At 72.1% G+C, this 15,363-nt stretch carries 17 protein-coding genes; 11 read left to right on the forward strand and 6 right to left on the reverse strand.

Features of this window, described 5'->3' with window-relative positions:
* Positions 1-123 precede the first annotated feature (123 nt).
* From ACFQS1_RS26135 to fabF, 4 genes are read left to right on the forward strand one after another with little or no spacing between them, the layout of a single operon-like run.
* Positions 124-1,068 carry an ACP S-malonyltransferase gene (locus tag ACFQS1_RS26135; RefSeq protein ID WP_378973132.1) on the forward strand — a complete coding sequence of 315 codons (945 nt, stop codon included), beginning with the start codon at positions 124-126 and terminating at the stop codon, positions 1,066-1,068.
* Positions 1,065-2,018: a beta-ketoacyl-ACP synthase III gene (locus ACFQS1_RS26140; protein WP_378973134.1), complete on the forward strand. Its 954-nt coding sequence runs from the start codon at positions 1,065-1,067 to the stop codon at positions 2,016-2,018. Before ACFQS1_RS26135 ends, ACFQS1_RS26140 begins: the two co-directional genes overlap by 4 nt.
* Before the next feature lie 55 nt (positions 2,019-2,073).
* Entirely contained in the window at positions 2,074-2,316 is a 243-nt protein-coding gene (locus ACFQS1_RS26145) for an acyl carrier protein (protein ID WP_020516670.1), read from the forward strand.
* A gap of 1 nt (position 2,317) precedes the next feature.
* Positions 2,318-3,544: a beta-ketoacyl-ACP synthase II gene (fabF, locus tag ACFQS1_RS26150; protein WP_378973137.1), complete on the forward strand. Its 1,227-nt coding sequence runs from the start codon at positions 2,318-2,320 to the stop codon at positions 3,542-3,544.
* On the opposite strand, the gene ACFQS1_RS26155 is transcribed toward fabF, so the two are convergent.
* On the reverse strand, positions 3,541-5,226 hold the full coding sequence (locus ACFQS1_RS26155) for a glycoside hydrolase family 3 protein (RefSeq protein ID WP_378973139.1): 1,686 nt from the start codon (positions 5,224-5,226) through the stop codon (positions 3,541-3,543). The genes fabF and ACFQS1_RS26155 overlap by 4 nt on opposite strands.
* 10 nt (positions 5,227-5,236) lie before the next feature.
* Positions 5,237-5,728: a DUF3145 domain-containing protein gene (locus ACFQS1_RS26160; protein ID WP_378973141.1), complete on the reverse strand. Its 492-nt coding sequence runs from the start codon at positions 5,726-5,728 to the stop codon at positions 5,237-5,239.
* A 233-nt stretch (positions 5,729-5,961) separates the two neighbouring features.
* On the opposite strand from ACFQS1_RS26160, the gene ACFQS1_RS26165 reads away from it, so the two are divergent.
* Entirely contained in the window at positions 5,962-6,288 is a 327-nt protein-coding gene (locus ACFQS1_RS26165; protein ID WP_378973143.1) for a hypothetical protein, read from the forward strand.
* Between the two features lie 573 nt (positions 6,289-6,861).
* Here the strand turns inward: ACFQS1_RS26165 and ACFQS1_RS26170 are convergent.
* Positions 6,862-7,482, reverse strand: coding sequence for a carbonic anhydrase (locus ACFQS1_RS26170; RefSeq protein WP_378973145.1), 621 nt, complete (start codon positions 7,480-7,482; stop codon positions 6,862-6,864).
* 196 nt (positions 7,483-7,678) lie between these two features.
* Between ACFQS1_RS26170 and ACFQS1_RS26175 the strand changes: the two genes are divergently transcribed.
* Positions 7,679-8,629 (forward strand): alpha/beta fold hydrolase, encoded by a 951-nt coding sequence (locus ACFQS1_RS26175; RefSeq protein WP_378973147.1) that lies wholly within the window; start codon positions 7,679-7,681, stop codon positions 8,627-8,629.
* Here ACFQS1_RS26175 and ACFQS1_RS26180 read toward each other — a convergent pair.
* Together ACFQS1_RS26180 and ACFQS1_RS26185 are read right to left on the reverse strand one after the other, a co-directional pair.
* Positions 8,626-9,072: an SRPBCC family protein gene (locus tag ACFQS1_RS26180; RefSeq protein WP_378973149.1), complete on the reverse strand. Its 447-nt coding sequence runs from the start codon at positions 9,070-9,072 to the stop codon at positions 8,626-8,628. The genes ACFQS1_RS26175 and ACFQS1_RS26180 overlap by 4 nt on opposite strands.
* Complete coding sequence (locus ACFQS1_RS26185; protein ID WP_378973151.1) at positions 9,069-9,392, reverse strand: ArsR/SmtB family transcription factor; 324 nt, start codon at positions 9,390-9,392, stop codon at positions 9,069-9,071. The genes ACFQS1_RS26180 and ACFQS1_RS26185 overlap by 4 nt, the downstream gene beginning before the upstream one ends.
* An 88-nt stretch (positions 9,393-9,480) precedes the next feature.
* Here ACFQS1_RS26185 and ACFQS1_RS26190 point away from each other — a divergent pair, with 88 nt between their 5' ends.
* The 5 genes from ACFQS1_RS26190 (at position 9,481) to surE (ending at position 14,817) form a co-directional block, all read left to right on the forward strand.
* Positions 9,481-11,601: a HelD family protein gene (locus tag ACFQS1_RS26190; RefSeq protein ID WP_378973333.1), complete on the forward strand. Its 2,121-nt coding sequence runs from the start codon at positions 9,481-9,483 to the stop codon at positions 11,599-11,601.
* A 76-nt stretch (positions 11,602-11,677) separates the two neighbouring features.
* Positions 11,678-12,592, forward strand: coding sequence for a cation diffusion facilitator family transporter (locus ACFQS1_RS26195; RefSeq protein WP_378973153.1), 915 nt, complete (start codon positions 11,678-11,680; stop codon positions 12,590-12,592).
* Positions 12,593-12,690: 98 nt separating this feature from the next.
* The gene (locus ACFQS1_RS26200; protein WP_378973156.1) at positions 12,691-13,002 is read left to right on the forward strand and encodes a hypothetical protein; all 312 of its coding nucleotides are present in this window, start codon (positions 12,691-12,693) and stop codon (positions 13,000-13,002) included.
* A 46-nt stretch (positions 13,003-13,048) separates the two neighbouring features.
* Positions 13,049-13,981, forward strand: a complete 933-nt coding sequence (locus ACFQS1_RS26205) for a 1-phosphofructokinase family hexose kinase (protein WP_378973159.1) — start codon at positions 13,049-13,051, stop codon at positions 13,979-13,981.
* Positions 13,978-14,817 (forward strand): 5'/3'-nucleotidase SurE, encoded by an 840-nt coding sequence (gene surE / locus ACFQS1_RS26210; protein WP_378973161.1) that lies wholly within the window; start codon positions 13,978-13,980, stop codon positions 14,815-14,817. Before ACFQS1_RS26205 ends, surE begins: the two co-directional genes overlap by 4 nt.
* Positions 14,818-14,847: 30 nt before the next feature.
* On the opposite strand, the gene ACFQS1_RS26215 is transcribed toward surE, so the two are convergent.
* Positions 14,848-15,210 (reverse strand): STAS domain-containing protein, encoded by a 363-nt coding sequence (locus ACFQS1_RS26215; RefSeq protein ID WP_378973163.1) that lies wholly within the window; start codon positions 15,208-15,210, stop codon positions 14,848-14,850.
* Between the last annotated feature and the right edge of the window lie 153 nt (positions 15,211-15,363).

Genomic DNA, 15,363 nt, shown 5'->3' on the forward strand with positions numbered 1-15,363 from the left:
ATCAAATGGGGCGCAATCGGGGCACTGAGAAGGGCCTTTTGTAGGATCCCCACAACGGTGGTCGTAGGGTTTGGTTGCCGCCGTCAACCGCGTTACCCCGCCGTATCCGGAAGAGTCAGAACCGTGCTCGCCCTACTCTCGCCCGGCCAGGGCTCCCAGAAGCCTGGCTTCCTGACCCCTTGGCTCGTCCTGCCCGGCGCCGAGGCCCGCCTGCGGGAATGGTCCGCGCTCTGCGGGGCCGACCTGCTCCACCTCGGCACCGCGGCCGACGCCGACGAGATCAAGGACACCGCTCGCACCCAGCCGCTGCTGGTCGCCGCGGCGCTGCTCGCGGCCGAGCACCTGGGGCCGGCCGAGAACGGCGCCGAGATCGGCGCGGTGGCCGGCCACAGCGTCGGCGAGCTCGGCGCGGCCGCGATCGCCGGGGTGCTGTCCGTCGGCGACGCCATCGCGTTCGCCGGGGTCCGGGGGCGCGAGATGGCCGCCGCCTGCGCGCTCGAGCCCACCGGCATGAGCGCGGTTCTCGGCGGCGACCCCGCCGAGGTGGTGGCCACCATCGAGCGGCACGGCCTCTACCCGGCCAACCGCAACGGCGCCGGCCAGATCGTGGCGGCCGGCTCGCTCGACGGGCTGGCCAAGTTCGCGGCCGAGCCGCCGGCCCGGGCGCGGGTCATCGCGCTGCAGGTCGCCGGGGCCTTCCACACGCCGTACATGAAGCCGGCCGAGACCGCCCTCGGCGCGTTCGCCGCCGACGTGACGGTGACCGACCCCGCACGCACGCTGCTGTCCAACCTCGACGGCGCCGCCGTCGCGCAGGGCGGCGCGATGCTTCAACGCCTGGTCCGCCAGGTCACCGCGCCGGTCCGCTGGGACCTGTGCATGCGCACGCTCAAGGAGCTCGGCGTCACCGGCGTCATCGAACTGCCGCCGGCCGGCACCCTGGCGGGCCTGATCAAGCGCGAGCTCAAGGGCGACGGCGCCCCCGAGATCGTCACCCTGAACACCCCCGACGACCTGCCCGCCGCTCGCGACCTGATCGCCCGGCACGGTAATGGAGGAGCAGCATGACAGCCGCGGGTTCCCGCATCGTCGCGCTCGGGCACTATCAGCCCTCGCGCATCGTGACCAACGACGACCTGGCCAGCACCATCGACACCAACGATGCGTGGATCAAGGACAGGGTCGGCATCGCGGAGCGGCGCATCGCCGGGGCCGAGACCGTCGCCGACATGGCCACGTACGCCGCCGAGAAGGCGCTGGCCGGCTCGGGCCTGACCGCGGCCGACATCGACCTCGTCACGGTCGCCACCTGCACCTCGATCGACCGGTGCCCGAACGTGGCGACCCGGGTCGCGGCCCGGCTGGGCATCACCGCCCCGGCGGCGTACGACCTGAACACCGCGTGCTCCGGCTTCTCGTACGCGCTGGGCACGGCCGACCACGCGATCCGGGCCGGCGCGGCGCGCAACGCCATCGTGATCGGCGCCGAGAAGCTCTCCGACGTCACCGACTGGACCGACCGCACCACCGCGGTCCTGTTCGGCGACGGCGCCGGCGCGGCCGTGGTCACCGCGGCGCCCGAGGGCGAGCAGGCCGGCATCGGCCCGGTGCTCTGGGGCTCGGCCCCCGACAAGGGCGACGTGCTCAAGATCGAGGGCTGGCAGCCGTACATCCAGCAGGAGGGCCAGATCGTCTTCCGCTGGGCCACCACCGCGCTCGCCCCGTTCGCGCTGCAGACCTGCGAGAAGGCCGGCGTCGCGGTTTCCGAGCTGGCCGCCTTCATCCCGCACCAGGCCAACACCCGGATCATCGACGGCATCGTCAAGCGGCTCGGCCTCGGCCCCGAGGTCGTCGTCGCCAAGGACCTGGTCGAGTCGGGCAACACTTCGGCGGCGAGCATCCCGCTGGCCCTGTCCAAGCTGGTCGAGCGGCGCGAGGTGCCGTCGGGCGCCCCGGTTTTGCTCTTCGGCTTCGGCGGCGGCCTCACCTACGCCGGCCAGGTCGTCCGCTGCCCGTGACGGGCCGCCGGCCCGGCCGGAACACCACCACCATTTGAGAGGAATACCCAAGAAGATGGCAACTCGCGAAGAGATCACCTCCGGCCTCGCCGAGATCCTGGAAGAGGTCGCCGGGGTGAACCCGGACGACGTCGCCGAGGAGAAGTCCTTCACCGACGACCTGGACGTCGACTCGCTGTCCATGGTCGAGGTCGTGGTGGCTGCCGAGGAGAAGTTCGGCGTCAAGATCCCGGACAACGAGGTGCAGAACCTCAAGACCGTCGGGGACGCCGTTTCCTACATCGAGGCGAATCACTGACATGAGCAATGTAGACGTCGTCGTCACCGGGCTCGGCGCGACGACCCCGTTGGGCGGGGACGTCGCGTCCACCTGGGACGCAATGGTCGCCGGCCGCTCCGGGGTGGGTCCGCTCACCCAGGAGTGGGCGGCCCAGCTCCCGGTGCGCATCGCCGCCGAGCTGGCCGTGGAGCCGTCCGAGGTCATCGAGCGGGTGCGCCTGCGCCGCCTGGACCGCTCCGAGGCGATCGCGCTGATCGCCGCGAAGCAGGCTTGGGCCGACGCGGGCCTCGGCGAGGACGGGGTCGACCCCGAGCGCCTCGGGGTCAGCTTCGGCAGCGGCATCGGCGGTGCCACCACGCTGCTCAACCAGGACGACATCCTCGAGCAGTCCGGCCCCCGCCGGGTCAGCCCGCACACCGTGCCGATGCTCATGCCGAACGGCCCGGCCGCCCACGTGGGGCTGGAGTTCGCCGCCAAGGCCGGCGTGCGCGCCATGGCCAGCGCCTGCGCCACTGGCGCCGAGGCCCTGGCGCTGGCCCTCGACCTGATCCGGGCCGGCCGGGCCGACGTGATCATCGCGGGCAGCACCGAGGCCGTGGTGCATCCGCTGCCGATCGCCGGCTTCGCGTCGATGCGGGCCATGTCGACACGCAACGACGACCCGGAGCGGGCGTCCCGGCCGTGGGACAAGAACCGCGACGGGTTCGTGCTGGGCGAGGGCGCCGGCGCGATCATCCTGGAGCGCGCCGACCACGCCGCGGCCCGCGGCGCCCGGGTCTACGCGCGCTTCGCCGGCGCCGGCATCACCTCCGACGGGTACGACATCGTCCAGCCCGACCCGGAGTGCGCCGGCGGCATCCGGGCCATGAAGATGGCGATCAGCGACGCCGGCCTGACCGGCGCCGACATCAAGCACGTCAACGCCCACGCCACGTCCACCCCGGTCGGCGACATGGGCGAGATCAAGGGCATCCGCGAGGCGATCGGCGACCACCCGGTGCTCACGTCGACCAAGTCGATGACCGGCCACCTGCTCGGCGCGGCCGGCGCGCTCGAGTCGATCGCCACGATCCTGGCCATCCGGGACAGCGTGGTGCCGCCCACGATCAACCTCGACGACCCGGACGACCGGCTCGACCTCGACGTGGCCGCCCTCAAGTCACGTCCGCTCGACATCCCGGCCGCCATCAACAACTCGTTCGGCTTCGGCGGCCACAACGTGGCCGTGGTGTTCACGCGTCCCTAACAGGCGCTCCGCGGCAGACCTGACACGGCCACCGGCGATTTGCCGGTGGCCGTGGCCTTTCCGGCGATCACGGCGGCCAGGGCGGTCAGCGACAGCTTGCTCGACGAGTACGTGGCGATCAGGGTCGGGGACTTCGCGGAGGCCAGCAGGTACGGCGTGTCCATCATGACCGTCACCGCGGCCGCCGCATTCAGGTCGGCGGGCTTGTCGCCGTACCCGACGAGATGGACGACCTTGCCGCCCGCGGCCTGGACCTCGACGCCCGCCGCTTGCAACGCCCGCACCAGATTGACCCGGGCGACCTCGCGGCCGTCGGCCGCGGTCACCGTGACCGGCCCGGTGAGCAGCGGGCCGGAACAGGCGCCACGCAGGACCGTCACCGACGCGGCGTCCAATGCGGACACCGCCTGCTGGTGCGCCGGCATGCCGACGACCGACAGATCGGGCGCCGGCTTCGTCCGGGACTTGAGCGTCAGGATCCGCGTCACCGCCTCGACCAGGCGCTCGCGCTTGAGCGTGCCGTTCTTGAGGCCGGCCACGATGCCGTCCCGGGCGGCCGCGATGTTCGGCGGCATCAGCAGCATGTCGTTGCCCGCGTTCAGCGCGCGGACCGCGGCCTCGCCGGCCGGCCACTTCATGGCGGGCGGCATGTTCATGGCGTCGGTGATCGCCACCCCGGCGAACTTCAGCCTCCCGCGCAGCTCGCCGGTCATCACCTTGGACGAGAACGTAGCCGGCGTCCCCTTGTCGAGCGCCCGCACGTCGAGATGGCCGGACATCACGACGCCCGCGCCCGCGGTCACGCCCGCCTGGAACGGCGGCAGATCCTGGGTAGCCCACTGCTGCGCGTTCTGCGCCACCACTGGCAGGCCCTCGTGGCTGTCGCCGCTGGTGTGACCGTGGCCCGGGAAGTGCTTGAGGCCGGCCGCGACGCCCGCCGACTGGAGGCCGCGCACGGCCGCGGCGACCTGTGCGGCGTTCGCCTTGGGGTCGGCGCCGAACGAGCGGGAGCCGATCACGGTGTTCGCGGGCGGTCCGAGCGTGTCGGCGACCGGCGCGAAGTCGACCGTGATGCCCATCGCGGCGAGTTCCTCGCCGGCCGCACGCCAGGCGGCCTCGGTGAGCGCGGGCCGGCCGGCGGCGCCGGCAGCCATCGCCGAGGGCAGCGCGGTCACGCCCTCGGTGATGCGGGTGACGACGCCGTACTCCTGGTCGGTGCCGATCGTCAGCGGGGGGATGCCGGCCTGCCGGGCGGCCGCCTGGAGTCCGTCGGTGAGCTTGCGGACCTGCGGCGGACTCTCCACGTTGGTCGCCGGGTTGGTGGAGCCGGTCGGGTCCTGCGCGGTGAAGCCGACCAGGATGAGGCCGCCGAGGTGGAACTTCGCGACCATCTCGGCCGGAGTGTTCACGCCGGCCAGGTTCTGGTTGCCGGCCGCCGAGGTCTTGTCCACGGTGGTCGCGTCGCTGCCGTACGCGTACGGCATGAGCACCTGCCCGGCCAGATCCGAGTCGCTCATCGCGGCGGCGACCGTCGCCGGGTCACCGGTGGCCGGCGCGCTCGACGGCGCCCGGGTCGCGGCCGGCAGCGCGCTCGACGCCGCCGGGGCCGGCGGCTTGTCCTCGCCGCACGACGCCACCAGCAGCAGCGCAGCGGCCACCGCGGTGACTCGCAGTCTCCTCATCACGCCCGGGTCAGCCCACCCGGGTGAGCAGCGTGACCGGCGCGCCGTCGCCCGCGTACCGGTAGGGCTCCAGCTCGGCGTCCCACGCCGTGCCGAGCGCCTTTTCCAGCGCATGCGAGAGGGCCTCCGGCGCCCGCGCGGAGGCCATGATCGTGCGCAGCCGGTCCTCGCCGATCTGGATGTCCCCGGAAGCGCCCATGATCCCGTGGAAGAGGCCCCGGCCGGGCACGTGCATGAACCGCTCGCCGTCCACGCCCGGGCTTGGCTCCTCGGTCACCTCGAAACGAATCATGGGCCACTGCCGGAGGGCAGCAGCCAGCTCGGCGCCAGTCCCGGCCCGACCGGTCCAGCTGCACTCGGCCCGCCGCGCGCCGGGATCGACGGGCTGCTCGGTCCATTGCAGGTTGACCGGCGCGGTCAGGACGCGCGCGATCGCCCACTCGACGTGCTGGCACACGGCAAGTGGGGTCGAGTGGACGTATACGACGCCACACGTTGGCACGGTGACCTCCCGGAGACCGAGGTGCGTCTTCCCCTACGACCTCGACCGCGGTTGATCGTGTCCCATGATGCCGAATGGTACGGATGGTGCGCCAGAGAATCGGCAACATCGACATCGGAACTGACGTAGTGGCACACCCATCTCAACGGCCGGACCTGCTCCGACGGCACGGTCCGGCGGGCATCGTGTAGAGTTACCACGGCCTTTTTTCTGTTTCCTCAAGGAGTACCGCCGTGGCGAGCAACACCTCGAAGACCGCCCGCGCATCAGTCCGCGCCGGCCAGAGCACCGGCGGCGCCCTCAGCGTGCTCGGTGAGTACAAGTACCTCATCCCGCTCGCCAACGGCCGCTTCGCCTACGTGCGCAACCTGACCAATGGCAAGACCGCGCACCTCAAGACCGACTCCGAGGCCTTCATCGAGGAGATCCGCATCCTGGCCGCGGCCGGTCACGGCGCCAAGATCCGCGCCGAGCTCGAGTCGCTCGACGCCGCCAACCCGCAGCACGGCTGGGCCGACACCGAGAAGCGCCTCGTCGACGCCGGCGTCTTCGAGAGCTGAGCACGGCTCCCTGATCTGCGAAAAGGCGCCCCGGCCACGCCGGAGGCGCCTTTTTCGCGCCCACTGATCAACATCCCACCGCCCTTCACCAAGGCACGATCACGACATTTAGTACCGTTGCGCCGTGAGCCCACGCCGGTCGGCGCGCGATCTTGATGACCTACAGCGCGAAACGAACGCGAATTCATCATTCGCCGCCCGCCTTCCACCTCCCGCACCGCGACTTTGATGAGTTGCCGCGCCCGGCAAACAGCAACTCACCATCGCCCCGCCGCATCGAAGCGCTGGCACCAAAGCGGGCACCCACCCACGACAACCCGCGCGATCTTGATGAGTAGCCGCGCCCGGCGAACAGCAACTCACCATCGCCGCGCCCCCGCGCCGCGCCCGCGCCCCCGCGCCGCGCCCCCGCGCCGCAGGACGCTCAGGGCGATCGGACGGTGAGCGCAAGCTGTCGCGCTCGGAGCCCGGCCATGATGCGGTAGGGCGGTGCGAATGGGTGCCGGGCGGAGGCGGGCGCGGCGTTTGACCCGCGTGGAGAGGGCTGGACCGCGCCCGTACGATATGGGGGTTTTAAGGCAGAAGGTCCACCCACCCGGTGTCGAGGTCGTAGGCCGCGCCCACGACGTCCACGCGGCCGGACGCCACCGCGTCCGCGACGCCCTCGATCTCTCGCATGCGCGCCACCGTGCGGGTTACGTGGGTGCGCATGGCTTTCTCCGCGACGTCGGGGTCGCCCAGGCCCACCGACGCGACCGCGGGCGCGATCTGGTCGACCAGGTAGCCGATGTCGCCCGGCGGCCGGTCGTCGGTGCGCAAGGCGTCGAGGGTGGACTGGACGGCGCCGCAGCGCTTGTGACCCAGGACCATGATGAGCGGGACGCCGAGCTTGGCCACGGCGAAGCCGACGGAGCCGAGGACGGCCCGGTCGACGACGTGGCCGCCGGAGCGGACCACGCAGATGGACCCGAAGGTCTGGTCGAAGATCGCTTCCAGGGGGACGCGGGAGTCGATGCATCCGACGACAACCGCGTGCGGCTGCTGGCCGCTGGAGGCCGCGGCCGCGGACGAGACGCTGTGCCCGTGCTCGGGGCGGGAGCTGACGAAGCGCTTGTTGCCCGCGACGAGCTCGGCGAGCGCGTCGGCGGCGTTGAGGATCGGCGGGGGCGGCGGGGCCGACGGGTCGGTGGTCATGCGGAAATTCTCGCCCAGGTCGGGCGGAGCCACAGGGAGTGCGAGACAACTCACGGAAAGCCGACGTCCGTGTCGCTTGTGACCGCTCGGGCGAATCCCCATAAAATCCGCCGCCGATAGTGGCGGGCGACACAGTCGGCGAGTGATGATTGCTACCCGTGGGTACAACGGGGCCGTGCTACTCGCGGAGGTGCCCATGTCCGAGCGGTCCGTACTGACCCTGCCGGACGGCGTCACGCTGTGTGCCGAGACGTGGGGACCGCGCGATGCCAAGGTCACCGTGGTGCTGCTGCACGGGTGGTGCCTCAGCCGGCGCACCTGGCAGCACCAGATCACGGCGCTGACGAGGGCGACCGACCCGCCGCGGGTCATCGCGTTCGACGCCCGCGGGCACGGGCGCTCGGGAGCGACCCGGCTGGGGTCGGCGACGCTGGGGCAGCTCGGGGACGATCTCGCCGAGGTGCTGCGGCAGCTGGCGCCGGAGGGGCCGGTCGTGCTGGCCGGGCACTCGATGGGCGGCATGACCATCATGGAGTACGCGCACCGGCATCCCGGCGAGTTCGCCCGGCGGGTGGCGGGGCTGCTCTTCGTGTCGACGACCGCCGAGGGGACCGCGCACACGATGTACGGCCTGCCGCCGCGGCTGGCGGCGCTGATGCGGGCCGGCGAGACGATCGGCGCGGGCCTGCTGGCCCGCTCCGGCGCCTGGCGTCCGCACCGGGCGCTGGTCCCGGCGTTGCGGCTGCCGCTGCGCTGGCTGCTGTTCGGCGACGACTACGAGGACGCGGCGCTCCGGCTTACCCTGCGCACCGTCGGGGGAACGACGCTGCGGTCGATCGGCGGCTTCCGCAACTCGATCGGCGAGCAGCAGCGGATCGACACGCTGGCCCGGCTGGGCGACGTGCCGGCCGCCGTGCTGGTCGGCGACCGGGATCGGCTGACCCCGCCGCCGTGCGCCGAGGGGATCGCCGAGGCGCTGCCCGGCACCGAGCTCACCGTGTTTCCCGGCGCCGGGCACATGCTGATCCTCGAGCGGCACGCCGAGGTCTCGGCCGCGCTGGCGGGGATCGTCGGGCGGGTCGCCGCCGCGAAGCGCCGGGTCACCCGGGCGCGCAAGCCCGCCCGGGTGCGGGACAAGGCTGCCTAGAGGGTTTTGGCGAGGGCGTCCATCAGCTCCTCGGTGCCCTGCTTGCGCTGCGCGGAGTTGTCCAGGCCGTCGAGGTAGACGCCCTGCTCGGTGATGGCGAAGTCGGTGCCGGTCGCGGTCGCCCGGAGCTCGATCGTGGCGACCGAGACGGAGATGCGCTGCCCGTTCATCGACATCTCGTAGGTGTAGACGATCCGCTCGTCCGGCACGATGTCGGTGTAGGTCGCCGTGTAGCCGAACGTGGTGCCGTTGTCGAGCGTGGCCTCGGTGGCCTCGCGGCCGCCCTCCCGGAAGTCGAACAACTCCCGCTTCATGGGCAACGGGCCACCGAACCACTTGGCCTTGGCCTCGGGGTCGGCGAAGGCACGGAACACCCGGGCGGGCGCGGCGTCGAAGTGCCGTTCGATGCGGAACGTGTCGTGCATGGCGGAACGCTGGGTCATCGGTCTTCTCCGTTCAGGAACTCTTCGAGGCGGTCGAGGCGGCTCACCCATCCGGCCCGGCGGTCGGCGATCCACTGCTCGGCGGCCTGGAGCGCCTCGGGCTCCAGGCGGCAGGTGCGGACCCGGCCGACCTTCTCGGAGCGGACCAGGCCGCTCTCCTCCAGCACGCGCAGGTGCTGCAGGACCGCCGGCAGCGACATCTTCAGCGGCGTGGCCAGCTCTTTCACCGACGCTGGGCCGCGGCTGAGGCGGTCGACCATGGTTCGCCGGCTCCCGTCGGCAAGAGCGGCGTACATCAGGTCGAGCGAATGGTTAAGCACTTGCTTAAGTATCCGCATCGGAACCCGCATGTCAAGAAGGTCCCTTCGCGGAGTAGATTCGATTGCCCCCTTTTTTCTCGCAGGGAGAATCTTGAGCGACACCGTCCTGCAGCAAGAGATCGCGGTCGAACAGCAGCACGTGGACCGGGTCTACGCACGCCTCGCCGAGCTTCGCCGGGATGCGTCGCGCGCCGAGAAGGAGGGCTACCAGCTGGCCGGCGTCGGCACGTACGGCGCCCTGGTCGAGCGGGACGCGATGGTCTTCCACGCGGCCCGGCGCCGGCACGCCCTCGACACCGAGTACGAAGGCCTGGTCTTCGGCCGCCTCGACCTCAAGACCGGCGCCACCCACTACGTCGGCCGGATGGGCATCCGCGACGAGAGCGCGCAGCCGCTGGTCGTCGACTGGCGGGCGCCCGCCGCGGCGGCCTTCTACCGGGCCACCGCCGCCGAGCCGCTCGGGGTGGTGCGCCGCCGGATGATCCAGTCGAGCCGGGAGAAGGTCGTCGGCATCGAGGACGACCTGCTCGACCCCGATGCCGCGCCGCCGGGGATGCGGATCGTCGGCGACGGCGCGCTGCTGGCCAGCCTGTCCAAGGCGACCGGGCGCGGCATGCGCGACATCGTGGCGACCATTCAGCGCGAGCAGGACGAGGCGATCCGCTCCCCCGCCTCCGGGGTGACGATCGTGACCGGCGGACCGGGCACCGGCAAGACCGCGGTGGCGCTGCACCGCGCGGCGTACCTGCTCTATTCGGACCGCAGCCGGTTCGCCGGCGGCGGGATCCTGGTGGTCGGGCCGTCCGGCGTCTTCGTCGACTACATCGCGACCGTGCTGCCGTCGCTGGGCGAGGACACGGCGACGCTGCGCTCGCTCGGCTCGCTGGTGGTCGGCTACGACGCCACCCGGGTCGACAGCGGGCCGGTCGCCGCGATCAAGGGCTCGCTGCGCATGCGGCGGGTGCTCGAGCGGGCCTCGCACGACGGCGTGCCGGGCGGGCCCGACGAGCTGCGCCTGCTCTACCGGGGCACGCTGCTGCGGCTGGACGCCCGGGAGCTGGACGCCATCCGGCGCAAGGCGCTGCCGCGCGGCGCGCGGCGCAACGAGGTGCGCGGCCACGGCTTCGACCGGATCTTCGACGCGCTCTGGGCCCAGGCCCGCCAGCACAGGGTCCCCGGCCTGCCGGAGAAGGCCGACTTCGAGTCCGAGCTGGCCGACCGGGCCGACTTCCGAGAGTTCCTCAAGGCCTGGTGGCCGCGGTTCACCCCGATGCGGGTGCTGCGCTGGCTGGCCGACCCGGGCCGGCTGCGCAAATACGCCAACGGGGTGCTCTCCCGGGAGGAGATCGCCGCCCTGCAGGGGTCGTTCCACGACGATCCGACGATCGCCGACATCGCCCTGCTGGACGAGCTCGACGAGATCCTCGGCCGGCCCCGGCAGGCGCAGAAGAAGACCAAGAACCCGTTTCACGTACGCGACGGGATCCAAGAGGTCAGCACGTACGCGGACCGCCAGGCGGCCGCCCGCGCCCAGCAGGTGCAGCGCGACGACGACTACCGCGACTACGCGCACGTGGTGGTGGACGAGTCGCAGGACGTCTCGCCGATGCAGTGGCGGATGATCGGCCGCCGCGGCCAGTACGCGTCCTGGACCATCGTGGGCGACCCGGCGCAGACCGCGTGGGCCGGCGACCCCGCCGAGCTGGACCGGTCCCGCGACCGCGCGCTCGGCTCGCGCAAGCGCAACAGCTACGCGCTGACCACGAACTACCGGAACTCGGCGGAGATCTTCGCGGTGGCCGCCGGGGTGATCCGGACGATCATGCCGGACCTGCCGCTGCCGTCGGCCGTGCGCAGCACCGGCGTCGATCCGGTCGACGTGGTCACCGACCGGTCCGGGCTGCCCGGCCTGGTGCGCGAGCTGGCCGAGAAGCAGCTGACCGAGGTCGACGGGACGATCGGGCTGATCACCCCGGTGCCGCGGCGCGACGAGATGGCCGCGTGGGTGGCCGGGCTTCCGGAACGGGTCCAGGTGGTCACGGCGCTGGAGGCCAAGGGCATGGAGTACGACGCCGTCGTGCTCGTCGAGCCGGCGTCGCTCACCCGCGACCCGGCCGGGGTGCGCACCCTGTACGTCGCCCTGTCCCGGGCCACCCAGCGCCTGACCACCGTCGGCACGACAGCCGGATGGGCGCCGGCCGCGGCGTAGGTCGTCGCCGCCATTGCACATATAGCGATGTACGCATACATTGGCGGGAGCGGCCGGCGCGACGGAGGGTTGATTCATGGGAGCCGGACACGACCACGGGACGCAGGCGTTGCGCGCCGGCGCCCGGCATCGCACCCGGCTCTGGTGGGCGGCGGGACTGCTGGCCGGCTTCATGCTGGTCGAGGCGGCCGCCGCGTTCGCCACCGGCTCGCTGGCGCTGCTCTCCGACGCCGGGCACATGTTCACCGACGTGCTCGGCATCGCCATGGCGCTCGCCGCGATCACCGCGGCCGGCCGGGCCGCCACCGATTCGCACCGCACCTTCGGGCTCTACCGCCTCGAGGTGCTGGCCGCGCTGGCCAACGCCGCCCTGCTCGCCGCGGTGGCCGGGTTCGTGCTCGTGCAGGCGGCGCGCCGGTTCACCGATCCGCCCGAGGTGCCGGCCGGGCCGATGCTGATCGTCGCGGTGGGCGGCCTGGCCATCAACGTGGTCGCGTTCGCGCTGCTGCGCGCGGGCGCCAAGGAGAGCATCAACGTCCGCGGCGCCTACCTCGAGGTGCTCGGCGACCTGCTCGGCTCGGCCGGGGTCATCGTGGCCGCCGTCGTCATCGGGCTCACCGGCTGGTCGTACGCGGACCCGATCGTCGCCGTGATCGTGGCGCTCATGATCCTGCCCCGCACGTTCGCGCTGGGCCGCGACGCCGTCCGGATCCTTGTGCAGGCCGCGCCCGAGCACCTGGACATCACCGCGGTCCGGGCCCGCCTGGCCGCCGTCCCCGGCGTCTGCGACGTCCACGACCTGCACGTCTGGACCCTGACCTCGGGCATGGACGTGGCCTCGGCCCACCTGAGCCTCGAGCCCGCGGCCGAGCTGGCCGCCGTACTGAGCACGGCCCGCGAGGCACTGCACGACGATTTCGACATCGACCACGCCACGTTGCAGGTGGAGCCGGTCGGCGCGAGCGGCGGGTGCGCCCCCGCCGGCTGGTGAGCCCGACTATGGCGATCATCACAGCGAGCGAGGACGATGATCTCACGCATGCCACCTCCCTACGCCGGGTGGTTATGCCATCACGGGAGGACATCACCATGACGCAGACGGTCATCCACCAACCCCGCGTGGCCTGGGACGGCGCCCGGGCCTTCGTCCGCGCGGCCGGCAGCCCGCACTCCGACCGGTTCGCGACCAGCGTCCTCGCCCGCCTCGGCAACGAGATCTACGGCCAGTTCGCCGACACTCGGCAGCGGCTGCTCACCGCGCTGGTCGAGACCGGCGGCGACCGCTACGCGAGCGACGTCGAGGCCGGCAAGTGGCGGGTCCGCCTGGACGACTTCCTGCGGCAGCACCCCGAGCTGACCGACGCGGTGCGGGAGCTCACCAGCGAGGCGATGGAGCTTTAGACGCGTTTCCCGGCCCGGCAGCCCACAAAAGTGGACAATGTCGAATATGAGCGACGCTCGGGTCATGGTCTTCGCGCCTGCACCTCAACTCACCGTGACCATCGAGCAGCAACACGAGCTGCCCGAGTTGCACGTGCACCCCGGCGGCCAGGGGATCTGGCAGACCCGCATGATCACCTCGCTGGGCGCCGAGGTGATCCTGTGCGCGGCCGTGGGCGGTGAGGTCGGCCGGGTCCTCAAGCCGCTACTCGACTTCAAGGGCGTCACGCTGCGTACGATCCCGCGCGAGACCGGCAGCGGCTGGTACGTGCACGACCGCCGCGACGGCCGGCGCCGCTCGCTCGCCGAGATCGCCGGCGCCCCCTTCACCCGCCACGAGCTGGACGAGCTCTACAACCTGGCGCTGGCCGAGGGGCTCCGAGCCGGCATCGCGATCCTCAGCGGGCCCGCCCACCCCTCGGTGATCCGCCCCGACGTCTACCGCCGGCTCGCCGCCGACCTGCGCGCCAACGGGTGCAAGGTGATCGCCGACCTGTGCGGCGACCACCTCAAGGCGGTGCTGTCGGCCGGTCTCAACGTCGTGAAGGTCAGCCACGAGGAGCTGATCGCCGACGGCCTCTCCGCCGACGACTCCGAGAAGAACCTCACCAACGCGCTGCTCAAACTGCACGACGACGGCGCCGAGGCGGCGCTGGTGTCGCGCGCCGGGATGGGCGCGCTCGCGCTGATCAACGAGGAGATCTACCGGGTCGGCACGCCCAAGCTGACCCCCACCGACGGCCGCGGCGCCGGCGACTCGATGACCGCGGGCGTGGCCGCGGTGCTCGCCCGCGGCGGTGAGATGAGCGAGGCGGTCCGCACCGGGGCGGCCGCCGGCGCGCTGAACGTCACCCGGCACGGTCTCGGCACGGGACATCTGGACGCCGTCCAGGTGCTCACCGAGCGCATCCGGCTCACCCCGATCAAGAAGGCACGATGACACGAATCCTGGTCACCAACGACGACGGCATCGACTCGCCCGGCCTGCGCTACCTGGCGCGGGCCGCCGCCCGGGAGGGGCACGACGTGGTCGTGGCCGCGCCGGTCACCGAATCGAGCGGCTCCAGCGCCGCGATGACCGCGGTCGAGGAACACGGCCGGATCATCCTGCACAAGCGCGAGATCACCGGGGCGAAACACATTCCGGCGTACGCGGTCGCGGCGTCGCCCGCCTACATCGTGCTGCTCGCCCTGCGGGAGGCGTTCGGCGAGGTCCCCGACCTGATCCTCGCCGGCATCAACCGGGGCGCCAACGCCGGGTCGGCCGTGGTGCACTCCGGCACCGTGGGCGCGACGTTCACCGGCTCGTACGCGGGCCTGCACGGCCTTGCCGTCTCGCTGGACGTCCTGTCCCCGCAGGCGGCCTCGACGCGCAGCGGCGGCGCCGCCATGGACGTGATGACCACGGACGACGACGAGAAGCGGCATTGGAGCAGCGCCGCCGAGCTGGCCGCACGGCTCATCCCGACGCTGATGCACACGCCGCCCGGCACGGTCTTCAACCTCAACGTGCCGGACCTGCATCTGGACGGCATCCGCGGGCTGCGGCGCGCCGCGCTCGCGCAGTTCGGCCAGGTGCAGATGAGCATCGCCGAGGCCGGCGAGGGCTTCGTGCGGACCGCTGTGCAGGCCGCTGACGAGCTCCTGGAGCCGCAGACCGACCTCGCCGCCCTGGCCGAGCATTTCGCCGTCGTGACGCCGCTGCGCGCGCCGGTGGAGGCCTCCGACGTCCGCTTCAACCTGGAAACGGTCGCGGTGCACTCACCGGCGCTCTGAGGGCCTCATGCAACGCTCCGAGGGCCTCGTTCAAAGGGATACGGCGGGCTGCTCGCTCTCGGCGGCCTCGCCGTACGGCTGCGGGTTGCCGAACAGCCCCAGCAGGCCGGTGACCCACAGCTGACGGTGCGCGAACCGGCTGGGCCGGGTGACGATCAGCTTGACGTCGCTGACCGCGGCGAGCTGGAAGGCGGCGACCAGAGCGCTGATGCCCACGGAGTCGATGAAGGTCACGTTCTGCAGGTTGAGCTCGATGCGGGTGGGGTGGCTCTCGGCAAGCTGCGTCGCCACGGCCTCCCGGATCTCATATGCGTTCTCCACGTCGATCTCACCGCTGGGTGAGACCTCCACCACCGCGTCGGCAAGCGTCGACGTCATTATCGACAGCGTCACGCCAATCCCTCCACCCGCCCGGCCGGCCCGGGCGTTCAGCTCCTCTGTGCGCGGGCCGCAACGCAGCGTAGTGCAACGCCGCGCGGGCTCGCGCCGGGGGAGTCGAGACTACCCCCCGAAGGTTCGGTGAAACTGACCGAAAGGTTAGGCCCC

The organism is Paractinoplanes rhizophilus (genome assembly GCF_042664765.1).
Classification (GTDB): domain Bacteria; phylum Actinomycetota; class Actinomycetes; order Mycobacteriales; family Micromonosporaceae; genus Actinoplanes; species Actinoplanes rhizophilus.